26 protein-coding genes are annotated in these 17,842 nt (G+C 42.5%); all 26 read right to left on the reverse strand.

Annotation, left to right across the window (positions count from 1 at the left end):
• Window positions 1-107: 107 nt before the first annotated feature.
• Window positions 108-521 carry a hypothetical protein gene (locus ACFPK9_RS00300; RefSeq protein WP_377092522.1) on the reverse strand — a complete coding sequence of 138 codons (414 nt, stop codon included), beginning with the start codon at window positions 519-521 and terminating at the stop codon, window positions 108-110.
• Between the two features lie 143 nt (window positions 522-664).
• A complete protein-coding gene (locus ACFPK9_RS00305; protein WP_377092523.1) occupies window positions 665-1,363 on the reverse strand; it encodes an FRG domain-containing protein in 699 nt (232 codons plus the stop codon).
• 233 nt (window positions 1,364-1,596) lie between these two features.
• Window positions 1,597-2,061 (reverse strand): hypothetical protein, encoded by a 465-nt coding sequence (locus tag ACFPK9_RS00310; RefSeq protein WP_377092524.1) that lies wholly within the window; start codon window positions 2,059-2,061, stop codon window positions 1,597-1,599.
• Window positions 2,062-2,226: 165 nt separating this feature from the next.
• Window positions 2,227-2,520 (reverse strand): type II toxin-antitoxin system RelE/ParE family toxin, encoded by a 294-nt coding sequence (locus ACFPK9_RS00315; protein WP_377092506.1) that lies wholly within the window; start codon window positions 2,518-2,520, stop codon window positions 2,227-2,229.
• Entirely contained in the window at window positions 2,520-2,741 is a 222-nt protein-coding gene (locus ACFPK9_RS00320; protein WP_377092507.1) for an addiction module protein, read from the reverse strand. Before ACFPK9_RS00320 ends, ACFPK9_RS00315 begins: the two co-directional genes overlap by 1 nt.
• A 188-nt stretch (window positions 2,742-2,929) precedes the next feature.
• The gene (locus ACFPK9_RS00325; protein ID WP_377092525.1) at window positions 2,930-3,658 is read right to left on the reverse strand and encodes a hypothetical protein; all 729 of its coding nucleotides are present in this window, start codon (window positions 3,656-3,658) and stop codon (window positions 2,930-2,932) included.
• Window positions 3,659-4,316: 658 nt separating this feature from the next.
• Entirely contained in the window at window positions 4,317-4,865 is a 549-nt protein-coding gene (locus ACFPK9_RS00330) for a C39 family peptidase (protein WP_377092526.1), read from the reverse strand.
• A gap of 207 nt (window positions 4,866-5,072) precedes the next feature.
• Window positions 5,073-5,531 (reverse strand): hypothetical protein, encoded by a 459-nt coding sequence (locus tag ACFPK9_RS00335; RefSeq protein WP_377092527.1) that lies wholly within the window; start codon window positions 5,529-5,531, stop codon window positions 5,073-5,075.
• A 127-nt stretch (window positions 5,532-5,658) separates the two neighbouring features.
• The gene (locus ACFPK9_RS00340; protein ID WP_377092528.1) at window positions 5,659-6,210 is read right to left on the reverse strand and encodes an SMI1/KNR4 family protein; all 552 of its coding nucleotides are present in this window, start codon (window positions 6,208-6,210) and stop codon (window positions 5,659-5,661) included.
• Between the two features lie 624 nt (window positions 6,211-6,834).
• Window positions 6,835-7,464 carry an HNH endonuclease gene (locus ACFPK9_RS00345; RefSeq protein WP_377092529.1) on the reverse strand — a complete coding sequence of 210 codons (630 nt, stop codon included), beginning with the start codon at window positions 7,462-7,464 and terminating at the stop codon, window positions 6,835-6,837.
• Between the two features lie 153 nt (window positions 7,465-7,617).
• Window positions 7,618-7,890, reverse strand: a complete 273-nt coding sequence (locus tag ACFPK9_RS00350; RefSeq protein WP_377096522.1) for a PoNe immunity protein domain-containing protein — start codon at window positions 7,888-7,890, stop codon at window positions 7,618-7,620.
• A complete protein-coding gene (locus ACFPK9_RS00355; RefSeq protein WP_377092530.1) occupies window positions 7,878-8,786 on the reverse strand; it encodes an IS3 family transposase in 909 nt (302 codons plus the stop codon). Before ACFPK9_RS00355 ends, ACFPK9_RS00350 begins: the two co-directional genes overlap by 13 nt.
• Before the next feature lie 2 nt (window positions 8,787-8,788).
• Window positions 8,789-9,055 carry a transposase gene (locus ACFPK9_RS00360; protein WP_377092531.1) on the reverse strand — a complete coding sequence of 89 codons (267 nt, stop codon included), beginning with the start codon at window positions 9,053-9,055 and terminating at the stop codon, window positions 8,789-8,791.
• A 332-nt stretch (window positions 9,056-9,387) separates the two neighbouring features.
• Window positions 9,388-9,897 carry a hypothetical protein gene (locus tag ACFPK9_RS00365; RefSeq protein WP_377092532.1) on the reverse strand — a complete coding sequence of 170 codons (510 nt, stop codon included), beginning with the start codon at window positions 9,895-9,897 and terminating at the stop codon, window positions 9,388-9,390.
• A 154-nt stretch (window positions 9,898-10,051) separates the two neighbouring features.
• Window positions 10,052-10,273 carry a hypothetical protein gene (locus tag ACFPK9_RS00370; RefSeq protein WP_377092533.1) on the reverse strand — a complete coding sequence of 74 codons (222 nt, stop codon included), beginning with the start codon at window positions 10,271-10,273 and terminating at the stop codon, window positions 10,052-10,054.
• Between the two features lie 245 nt (window positions 10,274-10,518).
• The gene (locus tag ACFPK9_RS00375) at window positions 10,519-10,830 is read right to left on the reverse strand and encodes a type II toxin-antitoxin system RelE/ParE family toxin (RefSeq protein ID WP_377092534.1); all 312 of its coding nucleotides are present in this window, start codon (window positions 10,828-10,830) and stop codon (window positions 10,519-10,521) included.
• Window positions 10,818-11,075, reverse strand: coding sequence for a type II toxin-antitoxin system Phd/YefM family antitoxin (locus ACFPK9_RS00380; RefSeq protein ID WP_377092535.1), 258 nt, complete (start codon window positions 11,073-11,075; stop codon window positions 10,818-10,820). The genes ACFPK9_RS00375 and ACFPK9_RS00380 overlap by 13 nt, the downstream gene beginning before the upstream one ends.
• A gap of 183 nt (window positions 11,076-11,258) precedes the next feature.
• The gene (locus ACFPK9_RS00385; RefSeq protein WP_377092536.1) at window positions 11,259-11,513 is read right to left on the reverse strand and encodes a hypothetical protein; all 255 of its coding nucleotides are present in this window, start codon (window positions 11,511-11,513) and stop codon (window positions 11,259-11,261) included.
• 4 nt (window positions 11,514-11,517) lie between these two features.
• On the reverse strand, window positions 11,518-11,718 hold the full coding sequence (locus ACFPK9_RS00390) for a hypothetical protein (RefSeq protein WP_377092537.1): 201 nt from the start codon (window positions 11,716-11,718) through the stop codon (window positions 11,518-11,520).
• A 177-nt stretch (window positions 11,719-11,895) separates the two neighbouring features.
• Window positions 11,896-12,267 carry a zinc ribbon domain-containing protein gene (locus ACFPK9_RS00395; protein WP_377092538.1) on the reverse strand — a complete coding sequence of 124 codons (372 nt, stop codon included), beginning with the start codon at window positions 12,265-12,267 and terminating at the stop codon, window positions 11,896-11,898.
• 143 nt (window positions 12,268-12,410) lie between these two features.
• Window positions 12,411-12,965 carry a hypothetical protein gene (locus ACFPK9_RS00400; RefSeq protein WP_377092539.1) on the reverse strand — a complete coding sequence of 185 codons (555 nt, stop codon included), beginning with the start codon at window positions 12,963-12,965 and terminating at the stop codon, window positions 12,411-12,413.
• A gap of 163 nt (window positions 12,966-13,128) precedes the next feature.
• On the reverse strand, window positions 13,129-13,419 hold the full coding sequence (locus tag ACFPK9_RS00405) for a hypothetical protein (protein WP_377092540.1): 291 nt from the start codon (window positions 13,417-13,419) through the stop codon (window positions 13,129-13,131).
• Between the two features lie 162 nt (window positions 13,420-13,581).
• Window positions 13,582-13,884 carry a hypothetical protein gene (locus tag ACFPK9_RS00410; RefSeq protein ID WP_377092541.1) on the reverse strand — a complete coding sequence of 101 codons (303 nt, stop codon included), beginning with the start codon at window positions 13,882-13,884 and terminating at the stop codon, window positions 13,582-13,584.
• 272 nt (window positions 13,885-14,156) lie between these two features.
• On the reverse strand, window positions 14,157-14,600 hold the full coding sequence (locus ACFPK9_RS00415) for a GNAT family N-acetyltransferase (protein WP_377092542.1): 444 nt from the start codon (window positions 14,598-14,600) through the stop codon (window positions 14,157-14,159).
• Window positions 14,601-15,608: 1,008 nt separating this feature from the next.
• Window positions 15,609-16,331, reverse strand: coding sequence for a hypothetical protein (locus ACFPK9_RS00420; protein ID WP_377092543.1), 723 nt, complete (start codon window positions 16,329-16,331; stop codon window positions 15,609-15,611).
• Window positions 16,332-16,662: 331 nt separating this feature from the next.
• Window positions 16,663-17,721, reverse strand: a complete 1,059-nt coding sequence (locus ACFPK9_RS00425; protein ID WP_377092544.1) for an IS4 family transposase — start codon at window positions 17,719-17,721, stop codon at window positions 16,663-16,665.
• Window positions 17,722-17,842: the final 121 nt, after the last annotated feature.

Consider the following 17,842-nt stretch of genomic DNA (forward strand, 5'->3'; position numbering starts at 1 on the left):
TTGGAGGCCAGTGTGAGATTTTGGGTGAAAGATAGAATTACCAGAAATGGAGCGGAACTCAACCGCGGTAAGCGGTTGGGTGCAGCGTCTTGTTCTCCAAAGTCAATTTAGTGTGAGTTCTGTGACTTAGTAAGATCCTTACTGAGAAAATGACGAAATGAAGGGAAAGCATAATACATAAGAGCAATGAGAAGAATGCCAGGAAACAAGACGCAAATAAAAACTGATGAAACAGTGTAGTTCCATCCAATGACTTCAAACCAGAGAAGAAAGTCGACTGAGCGATCGAATAGCCAATCTGAAAAGACTCTGAAATCGGGTATGAAAACAAGAGATGTACCAACAAGGACTAAAAATATGATCTTGAGTATGTGTTTACCTAAAATCTTATCAATTAGAGAAATGTAGACAAGTGGTGCGATGATGTAATACGCAATGATGTTGATTTCGTTGTAGGAAAAACCTGTGAGATCAGAGAGTGACTTCAGTATTTCGTATACAGCTTGAAAGACGCTATGCATTATTTAGGAGAACGTAAAGCACACCAACCGCGACCGTTGGAGGCCAGTGTGAGATTTTGGGTGAAAGGTAGAATTATCAGAAATGGAGTGGAACTCAACCGCGGTGAGCGGTTGGGTGCAGCGTCTTGTTATGCAAAGGCAATTTAGGTCATCTCAGAGGTCTCATAATTGATATGCCTTGAGACACCCTCGACATCTGGATATATGAAGTGTTCGGTAATGCCGTAGTCTGATAGTTGAAGTCTGATCTCACTCTTTAAACTGCTTGGAATGTGTAATTCGCAGAGATTTTTAATATCTGGAATATTCTCGTCTATCTGAGCTTCGATAGTCTCGTTTGGGGGAGAGTGTACTGTAAAAAGTCCTTTCTGATTCAGCATACGACCATCTAGAGCCTTTGTTATCAGTGCACATCCGTGAAGGTTTGATTGGTTGAGTTTAGCTGTGTCAATATCGACTACTTTTTTGGGGCTGTAGCAATATATAATTCCATTAGATTCTGGCTCTGCAGAAACTGCAAAATATGCTGCGACGAGAGGGTTAGCAGTCCAATCAAGTAGTCTTGTAGCAAGGCCGTGGTGTTGTGCATATGCTAGAGCTTCCCACTTGTTGTCAGTCTGAATTGATATATAGGGGAACGCCTCATCTTGCCATGCGTTAAAGCGCCCAAGGTCTTTATCTTCTGGTAGATAGAAATCAGTTCTTCCTGCTTTTGGTAAAAGTTTCCACTCTTCATTAGCTTGTCCGCGAAACCAATAACCAATGCCATTATGGTGACGTGTATATCTTAGAATTTTGTGAAAATGCTCTAAACTTTCTATGATGTATTTGTCGGGTTTCATTTTTAGCATAACGTAAAGCACACCAGCCACGAACTCTGCCGAGGAACTGTGCTATGGTTTTAAAGTTAAAATTATCAGAGAGGGGAGCGGAACTCAACCACGGTGAGTGGTTGGGTGCAGCGTCTTGTTCGCTAGAGACGTTTTTGACGAGCGAGATAGAGATATGAAAAAGGTATCTCGGTATATAGAAGTTTTATCGCGTCTTCTGAAAATGGGTTACAGCGAAATGGATGCTAAAAAGATTGCGAAGATTGAGTGTTTTCCCAAATGAGAATGCTTTGATCTGAAAGTTCTTCACCTCTAATGTCCTGCCATGATTTTGCCGCATTAATCCATGCCGTTCTGTTTGGCTCAATCTCAGGGATTTTGGAGTTAATTTCAGTTCTGGCATCCTTATCAAAATTAGATGAATCCACAATGGAGAGATGGAAATTGGTAATTTCTTCCCACTTTTTATCAGACGTCATCTCACTGAGTATATAGTCGATGAGTGATCTCATTGATAGCGCTCTTCCCACATGTTTTAGGTAGTGTAAATCTTCTGTTAGGTATTCATGAAGTTTAACATTAGAGCTGATGGATACATTATGAAGTCCAAGTTTAAGCATAATGTTGAGTGCCATGTTTGATTTAGCTGGTTCATTTACCGTGAACCACCAGTGGTGAATTATGTCTAAGGGGGTTGATTGACTTTTCATATTTAAGCGAACGTAAAGCACACCAACCACGAACCTTGCCGAGAAACTGTGCTAAGGGTTTAAAGTGAGAATTATCAGAGAGGAGAGCGGAACTCAACCACGGTGAGTGGTTGGGTGCAGCGTCTTGTTCTGCAAAGGCAGTTTAAAAGGAGAGACTATGATAAATCAGAAGTCTTTGAGCCATGACCTTGGCTTCCTGTGCTGATGAAATACAGAGAGAATTACTATCTCATCATCTTCAACACTGTAAAATATGGAATAGGGGAAGCGTCTTAGAAGAAACCTGCGAATCTCCAAATCAACAGGACTCCAGGCTTGTGGCATCTCTAGTATAAGGTCAATAGCTCGATCGAACTCATCTAGAAATGTTGTGCCGAGACGTGAAGTATAGTCTTCATAAAACGCAACGGCCTCAGCGAGCTCAACAGCAGCTGATTCGATCAGGCGGTATTTATCCACTAGGAAAGGCTATTACGAAGTGAAGCTACAAATGAGGCGCCGTCAAATGAGCGCGTCTTACCAGATCTATATGCAGCAAGCCTATCTTTGGCTTCAGTAACATGCTCATCGAGATAAGAAATCTTCTTTGAGCTAAGGCTAGCTTGAAGATGATCAACGAGAACTGCGCGATCTGATTCAGATAGCTTCAGTGCTTGAGATTCGATTTGAGCTATATCCATGTATGCAACTTAGTGTTCACTTGAGTATGACGCAAGGTGAAAGCTTCGCTTTTTTAGCAGAACGTAAAGCACACCAAACACGAACTTTGCCGAGGAACTGTGCTATGGGTTGAAAGTGAGAATTACCAGAAAGGAGAGCGGAACTCAACCGCGGTGAGTGGTTGGGTGCAGCGTCTTGTTCGCTAGAGTTAATTTTTGGGGTTATGTAATGCTTTGGTGTATGGATTATTGCCATTTTTAAAACGGTCACTTTCTAAAAATTTACGGTCTTCATCAGAAATAGGGAAGATGTTGGCCAATAAGTCTAACATACCTGAGTTTGTGCTAATATGACAGGTGTCATCAGGTATAACTATAATGAAGTTTTTATTTATGGGACATAATGTTCCATAATAAATGGGTTCTTCGTCTTTAATTATTTCAATTCCGTATACAGGAATGTAGTCACTTTGGGCGTTTTTCTCTATTTGTTCTTCAGAAAGTTGTTCTATAAATTCTTTCAGAAACTCTTTTTTTTGTTCCTTCGGAAGCTGAACAGAATCAGAAATTGGATATAAGTCCTTAACTATAAGATCTAGAAATACTTCATTCGGTTTTTCGACAACATCCATGAAGTTATGAGCAATGGGATTTTTATAGTCTAGTGAATGTAAGATAACCTTGTCTGCAGTGTTTATGAGTGTAATGAGTGACTTAAAATATGTATCCAATGCTACTGATCTATCAACTTTAGCTTGTTCCCTGAAAGAATGCGTTAGAGGAACCAGAACTCCATTAGGTTCCATAGGGTGGTGTTTATTCAAATCTGTAGCAATGATGTCTTCAGACTTATGTTCTTTATAGATTTGATTTGATTGAGCAGAAACTATCTCTGTCAAACAGATAGCTGTCACCAATGCGGTAGTTATTGATTTCATATTTAAGCGAACGTAAAGCACACCAGCCGCGACCGTTGGAGGCCAGTGTGAGATTTTGAGTTAATGTTAGAATTACCAGAAATGGAGCGGAACTCAACCGCGGTAAGCGGTTGGGTGCAGCGTCTTGTTAGGCAAGTCAGTTTTGTAAGGTGCGAGTCTCTACAAAGTTCCGAATTAGTTTAGTTTCATCTCTCTTCATCCAGAAAGCCAACAGTCCGAAAAGAGTGAATAAGACAACATTCTTAATGACAACTGATTCAGGGTTGATTCGTTCAAAAATTGAAAGAGTGACAGCGTAAACAGCACCGAAAGCTAAACACTGAAAAAGGACTTTTAAAGTGGCCCGTAAATCAAATTTAGGAAAATGGTCGATGTAGGATTCAGCCAATGAATAAGCGGAGTTTGAGTCTATCTCAGGAAACTCTTTGAGGATTCTTTTGTGCACGTTACTTATACGAGATGATCTGAACATGTTTTTATTTAGCCTAACGTAAAGCACACCAACCGCGACCGTTGGAGGCCAGTGTGAGATTTTGGATTAATGATGGAATTACCAGAAATGGAGCGAAACTCAACCGCGGTGAGCGGTTGGGTGCAGCGTCTTGTTAGCCAAGGGCAGTTTTGGTGGGTCGTGAAGGATGAGTATGTGGATAAAGATCTAATTCACTTTGAGGAACCTTATGGTGAATATGCCACTCTCATAATCGCTCATATCAATGTTCGAACCTCTTTTAGATAGCGGATCTTGGATGATGTAACCTTCGGAGTTTTTGCCGGTAATGAGCACCCAATGAAATATTACGTTCTTGTAGAGAACTTTAGCTATTACCGGATTACCTAGCTTTAGCTGCTGATCTATATCTTCATGTGAAGGGCTATCTTCTACTATGACGGAAAACTTTCCATCTGTTACTGATGAAATGGCACTCCATATTAAGAGGGCGTTTTCAGTGAAGCCTTGATGGGAAATTAGCTCATTATTTAGTTCCAAAGGTGTTATTTTATAGCCGTGGGCACTAAGTGACATAGCTGTGGAACAAACAGTGCAGCCATGCGAGGAGATGGTGTCATCAGTTCCTCCGAGACTTGTTGTCGCCCATAAATCATCATGTTGTCGATATAAGGGAGTCTCTATGAGTACATCAAAGACATCGCCTCCTGTAGTCGAAAGGCCTGTTTTCGTGTCTGGTGTAGAACTATATTTCACGATGTTTAGAGTGATGACTACAGAGAGTATCGCCAATAGGATTAGTAACCTCCATAGAGATGTTTTGCTCATTACTTTTTAGGCTAACGTAAAGCACACCAGCCACGAACTCTGCCGTGAACCTGTGCTGTGGGTTTAAAGTGAGAATTATCAGAAGGGTGAGCGGAACTCAACCACGGTGAGTGGTTGGGTGCAGCGTCTTGTTAGCTAAGGCAGTTTTGTGAGGTTCGCGATATAGTTTGCATCGTCGGTCGACTTAATAAAATCAGTGATCTTATCGAAATCGCTTTGTTCAAAGCCACGATAACCTAGAGCATAGTTTATTTTGGATGAACGGAGGTCTTCGTCAAATATGACAAATGATCTATACATGTTGATGCTGTACTCAGTGTACGTCTCAGTACAAATGCGTCCACAGGATTTACATTTAAAGTGGCGTATTGAATCTCCATGTCTCTGAATACCTTCGTCCATGGGAACGAAATCACCGTCACGTATCACATGTTGAATCAAAATCTCAGCGTCCCATAAAAGAGTTGGGGAAATACCGTAGTCTTCAAAGTTGAAGCTGATAATTTTCTGGAATCCTGGAACAGCGCATCTGCATTCGTTCTTAATCTCTTGGATTACTTCTTCAATGTAACGAGCTGGAGTAAAGGCTGACATATTTAAGCTAACGTAAAGCACACCAACCGCGAACTTTACGTGGAAACTGTGCTATGGGTTTAAAGTGAGAATTACCAGAAAGGAAAGCGGAACTCAATCGCGGTGAGCGGTTGGGTGCAGCGTCTTGTTAGTCAAGAGCAGTGAATCCGATATGCTTGTGTAACTCGTCCTTATCTAAATCCTTATCTAGTTTCTTGTAATACTTGGAATTGCGCTTCTGTCCTCGGTCAATGTACTCATCAAAAGAAACAGCTAAATAGTAGTATGGGTTGTCTTTGTACCCATTTTCAAGATTGTATTCTAAGACGACTGGATCTTCGTGAACTCTGTAATCAAGTACGAGATAGTCTCCGTTCCCTTCATGAGCAATAGGAATAACTTTCGGGTCTTTATCTCGAAAGGCTAAATCGTAGATTTCTAGAATGGTTGAAGAGATATATTCTATGTGACCTTCTTTAAGAGCTAAGAAGTCAAAACCAGATGGGCCCGAGTATGAATTCTCAACAAAGATTGAAGCTTCTTCTTCCATCGCCCATATTCGCTTAAGAGTATCGGGAAACTTGATGGATAAATTTTCTTCTAAGTCTTCTACGACCTTTGATTGTTCAGGGGTAAATCCTTCAAATGAAATCACCTTTTTGATGTCTTTATCCGTTATATTTATCTGGCGCTTGTTCATTTTAGACTAACGTAAAGCACACCAACCGCGACCGTTGTGGGCCAGTGTGAGATTTTGGGTTAAAGATAGAATTATCAGAAATGGAGCGGAACTCAACCGCGGTAAGCGGTTGGGTGCAGCGTCTTGTTCTGTAAGGCAATTTAGGGAAGTTGCAGCTTTGAATATTGTGATGATGTCGTGAAAGCAAATTCGAGAAATGATCGAGAACTCTGTAAATTTCGAAGGCCAAATGGCAGAAATGGTCGAAACTGAAATCGGTAAATTTAACCAACAGGAACAATCAAATAAGTGCTTTGAAATCTAAAATCTGGGGAATTAGACACTGTGTTTTCACAGCTGACCAAAAGAGATCTTCACGAGTGATTACGCGTCAACGGAGAATAGAGATGAGCAACGAGTGGTGTTTCCTATGCTGCGATCAGAATAGCTTTACGAATGGAGATCGAATCTGAAAGAAGCGTACAATTTAACAGAACGTAAAGCACACCAACCACTGACTTCCACCAGTGAATCTGTGCTATGGGTTTTAAAGTTTGAATAATCTGAGAGGAGAGCAGCGCGCAACCGCGGTCAGTGGTTGGGTGCAGCGTCTTGTTAGACCATTGGTGACGTTAGGAGTTTTTGTTAAGTCTTTAATAATCTTGTCAAGCCATCCCAAGAACCAATTTTCATCTCTCTAGTCATCGGGTCTGACATTCCCATCTCCTCAAGAGTGTTTTCCATTCGTCCACAATTACATGGCTGACAGGCGACAACCATATTATTTGGATAGCTGCTTCCACCTCTTGAATGTGGAAGAACGTGATCAAAAACCATATCCATTGCGAGTAATGCCGTATGACGATCTTTGTTAGCAGGTCCCCATCGCATTGCTTCGGGATATAATTCAACTAGAAACTTGCAGACCTCTCTCGGAATCACTGGAATACCACAGAATCGACAATAATACCCATCACGTTCAATTATCTCTCGCTTATGTGCAGCTCTAGGCATTCTCGGCTTGAGTCGTTCTTCTTTGGGGATAATTGGTAGTGGTTCATCTAATTCATAATGACGTCGGAAACTGTTTTTCCCCCATAGTCTCTCAGTCCAGTCATAGATTTCAGGGTAGTCTGCCAACTTTAGGAGATTATTAGCAGTGCGGGGATCTCCGCCAATATGTGCATCAACAGCTTTGCTAAGTAGCTCAGCAGCCTTGAATATCTCAGGAATTGGCTTTTCTAAGTAGTCTCGAAATATGGGGTGCTTTGACATGGTTGTCTATTTTAGTCTAACGTAAAGCACACCAGCCGCGAACTAACCGAGGAAACTGCGCTGTGGGTTTAAAGTAGGAATTATCAGTAATGTTAGTGGAACTCAACCGCGGTGAGCGGTTGGGTGCAGCGTCTTGTTCGACAAGAGCAGTTTTTAAGGTGTGCACAGGTAATTATCTACTAGCTCTTTTGGGTAGTATGGATGATCTCGGTAGATAGTATCGTCGATGTCAGTGACAGCGCTGACAGCAGCGGCTTCAAATGCCCAAGTGCCGAAATAAAAGTACTTTCCGTTATCCCAGCTCTTTGGGTAGGAAGACCATGCATGTTCTTTCGAGTTAGCAATATACCGATCCAGATACGATAGGATTTGTTTCTCTTCTGTATTGGCCTGACCCCGCGCTTTGGACAGATCTAAACTGTAGATTCAGTGAAGATGTTGTTTCTTATTAGGTTAGGGATTAGTTCGCGTACAGACGGAGTGGAGGGCGTAGCCCGTAACGGAGTCTGTACGCTGCGCGCGAACTCATTGGGTGTGAGATAAGCCAACGAGCTATGGATGCGTTCATCGTTATACTCTTTTCGCCATCCTTCTAGCAAAATTTTAGCTTCTGCTAGAGAGTAGAAGATTTCACGATTCAGGAACTCATCGCGTAGCTTGTCGTGAAAGCTCTCGATGTAGCACTGCTCCCATGGTGAACCTAGTGTAATGTAGTGTGTTTGGATGCCTTGCTCTTTGAGCCAGTCTCGAATTTTGTAGGCTATAAACTCTGGACCATTATCACTACGAATGAACCGAGGAGGCCCATGCTCAACAATGAGCTCTTCTAGAACTTCAATTACGTCTTCGGCTCGGTAGCTATGACGAGGATTCAAGCTATGACATTGACGAGTGTATTCATCTAACACGCTTAAAATGCGGAAGCTCGACCCATGCTCTGTTTGATCGTAAACAAAGTCCCAGCTCCAGACTTCATTTTTTGCACTGGCGCGGAGTCGTTTGGGTTCATTTTCATTTACTCGTCTACTCTTGCGCTGCTTCTTGCGTACTTGTAGGCCGTGACGGCGACGTATCGCCTGTACACGCTTAGAGTTGATTTTATGGCCTTCTCGGCGCATCAAAGCGGTAATGCGCCTGTAGCCATAACGAGGGTTATCCTTGCTGAGCCTCAGAACCTCTCGCTCAAGCTCTATACTCTCAGGGCTACGTTGACTAACCCAATAAAAGCTAGATCGCTGTAAGCCTATCGCTCTACACACTTCACTTACTTTCGCAAACCCAGACTCTACTAGTGTGCGAACCACCGTCTTCTTGGCTGCCACACTTACCACTTTTTTGAGTTCACTTCCTTGAGTATGTCGATCTGCATCGCCTGATCAGCTATGATGCGCTTCATCCGCGCATTTTCCTCTTCTAAGGCTTTAAGCTTTCGAGCCTCGTTTACATCCATATCCCCATATTTACTCTTCCATAGGGAAATTGTTTGAGGACTCACATTATGCTCGGCACAGATTTCTTTACGACTCTTACCAGCTCGCAATTCTTGCAGGATTCTGACTTTTTGCTCTTCGCTAAAACGGCTTCTTTTCATGTTTTTCGATTTGGTTATATCACCAAATCTACATTTATGAACTGCACAGTTCTACGGGGTCAGGCCAAATCCAACCATCATGATTGGAAATACAAGCTGTGATCTTCGCTTAATCTTCTGATGTGATGGAGACCTTTGATAAAATCGCTCACTAAAGTTGAGACAGTCTTTATCAGTGAGTGTGAAGTGAAGTTTCATTTAGGAGAACGTAAAGCACACCAACCACGAACTTTGCCGAGGAACTGTGCTGTGGGTTTAAAGTGAGAATTATCAGAAAGGTGAGCGGAACTCAACCACGGTGAGTGGTTGGGTGCAGCGTCTTGTTAGGCAAGTCAGTTTTGTTTGGTAGAAGGGTAAGGCTGTGGTGGAATAGGTGGTCTAACAGGAGATGATTCAAATTTCCCGACTTGTTTAGTAGTTACCGATTTAAGAACGCCATCTTTGAAGGTATAAATATCGACGAGTGGTGGCATGTATAAGTTTTGTCCTCTCCCGTACCTTCTATTCAAAACACCTGAAAACCATGAAGCAAAAAGCCTAGATTTTTCACCTAGAGGAATTGAAATGAGTTTGAGGTCACGAGTTCTCGTATCAAGAACTTCAAGCTTTGTTATATAGAGCTTTTTGTCTACAACCTCGAATTCAGCATAGAAACCATCCTTGTTGGCTGTAGAACCACCTCCTTGTGTATAGTGGTCTACCTGACTTTTTAGTTCGTCGTTGAGTTTGAAGTCTAAAACGTAGATAGTTTTTCCGTTGATTTTCAAAGGGTCAGCAATTTGCTTCGAACCATATGATGGGCATGGAAGACTAAATATTAGTATGATGAGGGGGATTTTCATTACGCAGTGTATTTTTAGCCTAACGTAAAGCACACCAACCGCGAACATTGCCGAGGAACTGCGCTATGGGTTTAGAGTGTGAATTACCAGAGAAAGACGCGGAACTCAACCGCGGTGAGCGGTTGGGTGCAGCGTCTTGTTCTACAGAGGCAATTTAGCGTGGTCGAGCTATTGCCCACTGGCCATTCTTCTTCTCGAAAAGAGTAGGAGCGGGAGTAACAAATGCAATAAGCTCATCTTTAGAATGCACCGAGACTGTTGTCGGCGTAATGTGCATCATGGATGTAACTTTTAGGTTGGAATAGCGCTTCGTGAAAATGTCTTCAATTGCCTTAGCATCTGCTGAGCTGACTTGTTTGCTAGCAGGTATCTTCATGCCACTGATTGTTTTGTAGGGAGATGAAGATGTAGTTTGTGAAGAGCATGAGCTCATGAATAGAGCAACAGGAATTGCTGTTAGTAGTATGTGTTTGTTCATAGAAGTGTGTAAATTTAGTAGAACGTAAAGCACACCAACTACGAACTCTGCCGTGAAACTGTGCTGTGGGTTTAAAGTGAGAATTACCAGAGAGGGGAGCGGAACTTAACCACGATGAGTGGTTGGGTGCAGCGTCTTGTTCGTCAAGTCAGTTTACGAGCTTCGATGTCTTCAAGACGTAGTAGCTTCTCAAATCTCATAACGTACACAATGTAAACAGTGTCGCTTTCAACTCTGTAAAATATGCGCAAAGGACTCACAATAAGGTGACGATATTCAGTGTCACTTAAATCGTGAGGTACAGGACACATCTCAGGAAAGGTCTCGAGTAAGCTAGCCTTCTCAAAAACTAGTTTAATGAGTTCTTTTGCGGCACGTTCATTATCCAGAGCTATGTGATCTGCAATTTGCTCTAGATCTTGGAGTGCAGGCTCAGCCCAAACTAATCTAGCCATCTGGACATTCTTTTTGACGCTTCATCATGTGGAACGACTCGACCATCTTTGATCGCCTTTTCTCCTTTGGCGATACCTTCAAGAAGGTGGATTCTAGCTTCCATAGATTCGTAGGTCTCTACATCAACTAAGTATGCGGCAGGTAATCCATGTTGAGTAATGAGTACAGGCTCATGCTCTTCAGATATCTGCGCAATGATGTCAGTAGCTTTTCTTTTTAAAGTGGTTACAAGTTCAGCTCTCATGTGGTGACACTAAAGTAGCACTTTTTGTTCTGCAAGTGGTAATTTAGACGAACGTAAAGCACACCAACCGCGAACTAACCGAGGAAACTGTGCTGTGGGTTTAAAGTTAGAATTACCAGAAAGGAAAGAGGAACTCAACCGCGGTGAGCGGTTGGGTGCAGCGTCTTGTTCGGCAAAGGCAATTTATGAGATTAACCGGTCGTAATCTGCATGACTGCCAATCCAGAACCAAGTCATGGAACCATCAACTCTGACACCTAGTGCTCGATACTTAATACCTGCACGGACAGACCAAAAGCGACCGACTTTCTTAAAATGCAATGAAGGGTGGAATGGATCTTTCTTCAATAACCCGAAGTTTTCATCGGCTACACTTTGAACCTTAGCTGGAAGCTTTTCGTATGCATTCCAGAACTTACTAGTAGCGTAATGATCCACTAGACTATAGCTTGCGTGTTTTTCCTGAACGGAATTCTGCAATAGCCTCATCGGCTAAACTATCTAATTTTCCACTACTAAGATCACGTTCAATTTGAGCGTCCCATTCAGCGGCTTCAAAGGTATGAAACCACTCACGGAATGCTGCCAAATCGTGTTTTCCAAGCTGTTCTACAGCCTCTTCAATAGCTTCAACTGTGCTCATACCAGAAAGCTACAATATTTACCTAGAACGTCAATATTTAGCCGAACGTAAAGCACACCAACCGCGAACTAACCGAGGAAACTGTACTGTGGGTTTAAAGTAGGAATTATCAGAAATGTTAGCGGAGCTCAACCGCGGTGAGCGGTTGGGTGCAGCGTCTTGTTCTGCAAGACTAATTCAGATGTTCTTACCGCACTTTGGACAGAACTTGTAGTCTTCTTTCAGTGAGGTTCCACAGTATGGACAAAAAGAGGTTCTATTAGCAGGTGGTACTCCAGAGCTGGTTCTTTTGGGTGATAATGGATCGGGTTCATCATTAGAGCGAGTGACCTCAAACGTGCTAAACCGATTTTTTGATGTAGCGTTGTAAAAATTAAAAATAGCGGAACCAATAGCAGCCATTATAAATATTACCCCGAAAGCTGTAAACATACTGGGAGCTCCCATTGATGTAGCTCCGATTGTCCAGAAGACTCCGAAGATAGCTGCAAAAATACTCATGAATCCGCCACCCATTGACGGGCCTCTACCTGGTTTAATGTTGTACATAGTTTTATTTAGCAGAACGTAAAGCACACCAGCCGCGACCGTTGGAGGCCAGTGTGAGATTTTGGTTATAAGGTAGAACTACCAGTAATGGAGCGGAACTCAACCGCGGTAAGCGGTTGGGTGCAGCGTCTTGTTCTGCAGAGTCAATTTATTAACGGGTCGATTTCTTCTAATCTTTTAGTTTTCTTCTTTAGATCGTATGCTCTGCGTTTCTCTCCAACTGGGCTTAACTGAATCTCAGATACTGCAGGACTATGAATTAAGAGAGAACCTGATTCAGTTACTCCGCAAGGCATAGCTCCATCTCTGTAGATGTCTAAAACATCTTTCCAAAAACCAGTTACTTCTCCGTGTTTGGCTTCGGATTTAATAATGGAAGATAAGTCCCAAAGTATTTGGTCAATGAAATCTCCGTAAGATCTATAATCCCATATATAACGCCAGATATCTATGAGTTCACTAGCGTGTTGATAGATGTAGTAGTCTGCAGCCTCAGATGGTTCTACATAAAGTTTGGAACACTGCATCTCGAAGAAGTCGTTATAAACCTGATAAGGAGATTCCACTAATTGTGATGACTGTAACTCTTCGGCTAGACTAGCATCTGTGACGACTTCAAAATCTGAATGTAGGTATTTATCTGATGAGAAAAGCGTTTGATCATGGAGGAATGACCGTATTTCTTCTAAGGCTTTCATAATTTAGCAGAACGTAAAGCACACCAGCCACGAACTTTACCGTGAACCTGTGCTGAGTGTTTAAAGTGAGAATTACCCGAGAGGTGAGCGGAACTCAACCACGGTGAGTGGTTGGGTGCAGCGTCTTGTTCTACCAAGGCGATTTAAGGAGCTTAGATTGATGTTAGAGTAGGTTTAGATCGTGGAATGTTTTGTTGAAATCCCTACTTTGTTTTTGACTGTCGGGTGAGTCGTACTCCGCTTGCCAAAGTACATCTCTCCAGTCTTTACGAGCTTGTTGAATGTAGAGTTCGAGTTTTTTGAAATCGCCATCAGCTAAATAGATTATAGATCTAAGCAACCGATTAGAAATCAGACCTTTAGTTTGAGCGTCGAGTTCCTTTAGTCGTTCATGAACGGTCGGGGCATCGGATTTAAAGTCATGTTCAATTTTCTGAAATACGTCTAGAGGCATGATTAATTTAGTAGAACGTAAAGCACACCAACCACGAACTTTGCCGAGGAACTGTGCTGTGGGTTTAAAGTGAGAATTACCAGAGAGGGGAGCGGAACTCAACCACGGTGAGTGGTTGGGTGCAGCGTCTTGTTAGGCAAGTCAGTTTTAGGGCTTAGTGTCTTAGTAATCGAGAATGGTTACAAACTCACGGCGAAGTTCCAGAGTGTGAGTTTCATATAGTTTGTTATCTAGGTAAATGTTGAGAGTGTAATCTGTAGATTTGAGGTTCTTGGGTTTGGTCGATACTAATACGCTTTTATAGCTCTTGCTTGGGTCGACTGTCGGATAGGGCGGAAAGCTATCAAGTACACTAATTGCTTCAGCAGAACGTTTGTGGAGTAACTCAAAGCTCAGCTGAGAAATTGGTGTATTCTGTAGGTCTTCGGGAAGTGTTACTGACAGCTCGTTCTTTCGTGATGCCATCACTGAACTGCTGGACTCACCGTTCTTATTAGACAATGTGAACGTGGCATATTCGCATGAACTAATGAGTAATAGCTGTAGAATGACTAAAATTCTAATCATTGGCTTAACGATGGGTGGGATATTCATATTTAGCCTAACGTAAAGCACACCAACCGCGACCGTTGGAGGCCAGTGTGAGGTTTTGAGTTAAAGATAGAATTACCAGAAATGGAGCGGAACTCAACCGCGGTAAGCGGTTGGGTGCAGCGTCTTGTTCTGCAGAGGCAATTTTATGGGGTGGAGATAGGATTTGAGGAATGTCTAATCATGAAAGTAGCATGACCAGCATCTTCAAGCTCTATAAAGCCCATTCTTGTGTAGAGGTTTCGTGCGGGGTTGGACTTTAGGACTCTGAGTCTAACAGGAATGCTTTGTTCATCAGCTTCCGCAAGTACATTGGCGATTAGTGAACTTCCAATGCCCATATTCTGGAACTCCTGTGAAATCTGAATGTCGCCTAGATAAATGTGATCTGTATGATGCTGGACTTTGAGCATGCCGATGTCCTGATCTTCAAATGTGATAATCTCAACTTCATGAGGATCAAAATGCTTTCTGAACACAGTGCGATCCCACTTCATGGAGACTTCGTAATATGGGCGCATCAAGTTTTCATAGAATGGCTCTAACCAATCTAAGTCAGATAACGTGGCTGGTCTCGTGGAGGTGTTCATATTTAGCAGAACGTAAAGCACACCAACCGCGAACTAACCGAGGAAACTGTGCTGTGGATTTAAAGTAGGAATTATCAGAAATGTTAGCGGAACTCAACCGCGGTAAGCGGTTGGGTGCAGCGTCTTGTTCTGTAAGGCAATTTAGGGAAGTTGCAGTTTTGAATATTGTGATGATACCGTGAAAGCAAATTCGAGAAATGATCGAGAAACCTGTAATCTTTGAAGGCCAAATGGCAGAAATGTTCGAAACTGAAATCGGTAACTTCAACCAATCGAAACAATCAAAAAAGTGCTTTAAAATCTGAAATTGTGGGAATGAGAAACCGTGTTTAGCAGCTAACTAAAAGAGATCTTCACGAGTGATTACGCGTCAACGGAGAATTGAGATGAGCGACGAGCGGTGCATTCTATGCTGCGATCAGAATAGTTTTACGAATGGAGATCGAATCTGAAAGAAGCGGACAATTTAACAGAACGTAAAGCACACCAACCGCGAACTCTGCCGAGGAACTGTGCTATGGGTTTAAAGTGAGAATTATCAGAGAGGAGAGCGGAACTCAACCACGGTGAGTGGTTGGGTGCAGCGTCTTGTTCTACAGAGTCAATTTATGGAGTTCTGGTTTGGTGCTGCGTCAAGTAATTCCATCATCTGGAGACGAACTAGGTGAAGCCCTGAATTCTGAATATGGTCATCTGCGAAGCACTGAGACGAAATCAGCTAGAACTATTAATTAAGAAAGCGAAGTACTGCGATTCGCGAATGTACAAAAACTATCTGAGGCGTTTGGAAGTTCGAAGCTGATGTCCAATCGCCTGTTGATATGATGATTAATTTATCTAGCAACATTCCAATTACCAAAGGAACGACCTAATTTAGTAGAACGTAAAGCACACCAACCGCGACTGTTGGAGGCCAGTGTGAGATTTTGGGTGAAAGGTGGAATTATCAGAAATAGAGCGGAACTCAACCGCGGTAAGCGGTTGGGTGCAGCGTCTTGTTCGATAAGGTCAGTTTAGGGTATCTCCAATGAGGTCTGATGCGTATTCTATGATATCTTCATCGCTACAGTCTTTGAGAATGGTACGTAGCTGTTCGGTCCAGAATACTTTAATCGAATCATCTTCAGTAGTATTGATGATTCCCTCAACGATACAGATCATAGAAATATTTGGTGATCTTCGTAATGAGTCTAATATTACCGCAGATTCTAGTTTTGCATCCCATGCAATGTGAATGAGAGACTGGTCTTCATGGTCTGGGAAGCGTTCGAAAAATCTAATAATTGCAGGAACTATAAGATGTGAACCTTCTGAGTCTTCATCAAAGCCTTCAAGAGCTTCGAACACCTGACCTTCGATAGTTAAATGTTTATCGTCACATGAGGCGGAATCAAGTGCCTCTATAACTTGCTGAACTGTCTTTTGCGATACTGGTGGAGAAGGTGTGGTTAAGAACGAGTAGCCAATTCTGTAGCAATCTAGATTAGGAAGCCAAACTAGTTCTAAAGAGAGCTTCTTTGTTTGGTTAGTTGTATCTACTACCCCTGAAACTTTGAATCTTGGCGGCTCTAATAGGGTTATCTCTAAATCGAATGATGATACGTGTTCAATGCCTTGATCGATAAGGTATTCTGATATCTTTATGATCGCCTTTTTGTATGACGGAGCTTCATCTGACCATAGAGCAATAAATTGTTCGCGAGGCAGAGTTTTTTCTAAAAGCGTTATCATTTTAATCGAACGTAAAGCACACCAACCGCGACCGTTGGAGGCCAGTGTGAGATTTTAAGTGAGAGGTAGAATTACCAGAAATGGAGCGGAACTCAACCGCGATAAGCGGTTGGGTGCAGCGTCTTGTTCTGCCAGACGGTGAAAACCAGAGAACCTTGTTTGTGAGTGAAGTGTAAAGTGCCAAAACCCTGTGCTTCAATAGCGGAAGGATGAAAGCTCTGAATGTCTGCCAAATAGAAAAAATCTGTGATGCCCATATGCTAGAAGTACCAGAAATATCCGAGTAGAGATGTATGCTAGTAATGACGAGAACCTACTAATCAGCATCACACTACACGACAATTTTTTTGGGAAAAGCTCCATTATCAATCCATCCTAAAAACTGATTCCACAGTTGCTCTAAGCGTTTGGGGTGATTGAGCATTTCAATCACATGCTCGAGGCCAGCCCTGAAGTAACTCTTGCGTTTTATATAAGCAGGCAGGGTTTTGTTATGCTTCAAAATGACTCCCCAACTAAAACAGAAGAAGAAGCTTAGGGTGACCACGGCTACTAGTGTGTCGACTCTTTTTGCTTCCCTTAGATGAGTGTCTTCTATGTTGAGCCCTTTCTTTTTGAAGTGACCAAAGAGTACTTCAATACCCCAGCGACGCTGATAGGCGTTCAGAGCTTTCTTACTTTTGAAACGGTTACTCACGACGTAAAGCGTTTGGGTACGTTGTGTTCGAACTTCTTTTTTACCAAAATAGAGATTCATTCCCCAGATACTTTGGCGTTCTACCCGCGAGCGTTTACACTCCATAGCGAGTAGATCACCAACAATGGTATTTGCTTTGATTCGCAACACAAAAGTAACTTCCTTCTTGTCTAACCAAGCAAGCCACCTCTTCCCGTGGAATTCGCGATCCATAGCAATGAAGTAAATGTCCTTGGCAGGCAGAACTTCGAGAAGTTTACTCATTAGCCCAATGCGTAGCTTTGTGTTGGAGTTCCCTCGTTTGGAAGTCTGTGGTAAGGTTTGCCAAACGAGAGGAACAGCTATTTTTCCCACAATCACTCCGATAGTTAGGATGTTGATGTGAGTTTTACCGAACTGCCAATTGGTTCGATCAATACTCAAAATATAGCCATCCTTAGGTTTAGGGATTTTTCCCAAAATGAGTTGCGTGATAGCGAGCATGGGCAGTTCCCATGTGGCAAAGAACCTTTGGAACCGACGGTAACGACTACTTTGTGAGCACTCCATTTGGCTATCCGTGGCCAGCTTCACCAAATTGACAGATCGAGACTTTGTGATCGCAAAAATAATGTCAGCGAGACACTTGAGACGTGAAAGATTCCCTCCAACCTGCTGTCTCAGAGTTGTTAGTATAGAAATGTGTAAAGACATGCCTATTTTGCGGCATGGCACTTGTAGTCAAGGTTTTATCTAACAAGCAGTTGTGATTTTTTGTCGTGTAGTGTGAATCAGCATAATCCAAAGAGGATGAATAACTACTCCAATACGCTTA

The organism is Rubritalea spongiae, from assembly GCF_042652385.1.
Classification (GTDB): domain Bacteria; phylum Verrucomicrobiota; class Verrucomicrobiia; order Verrucomicrobiales; family Akkermansiaceae; genus Rubritalea; species Rubritalea spongiae.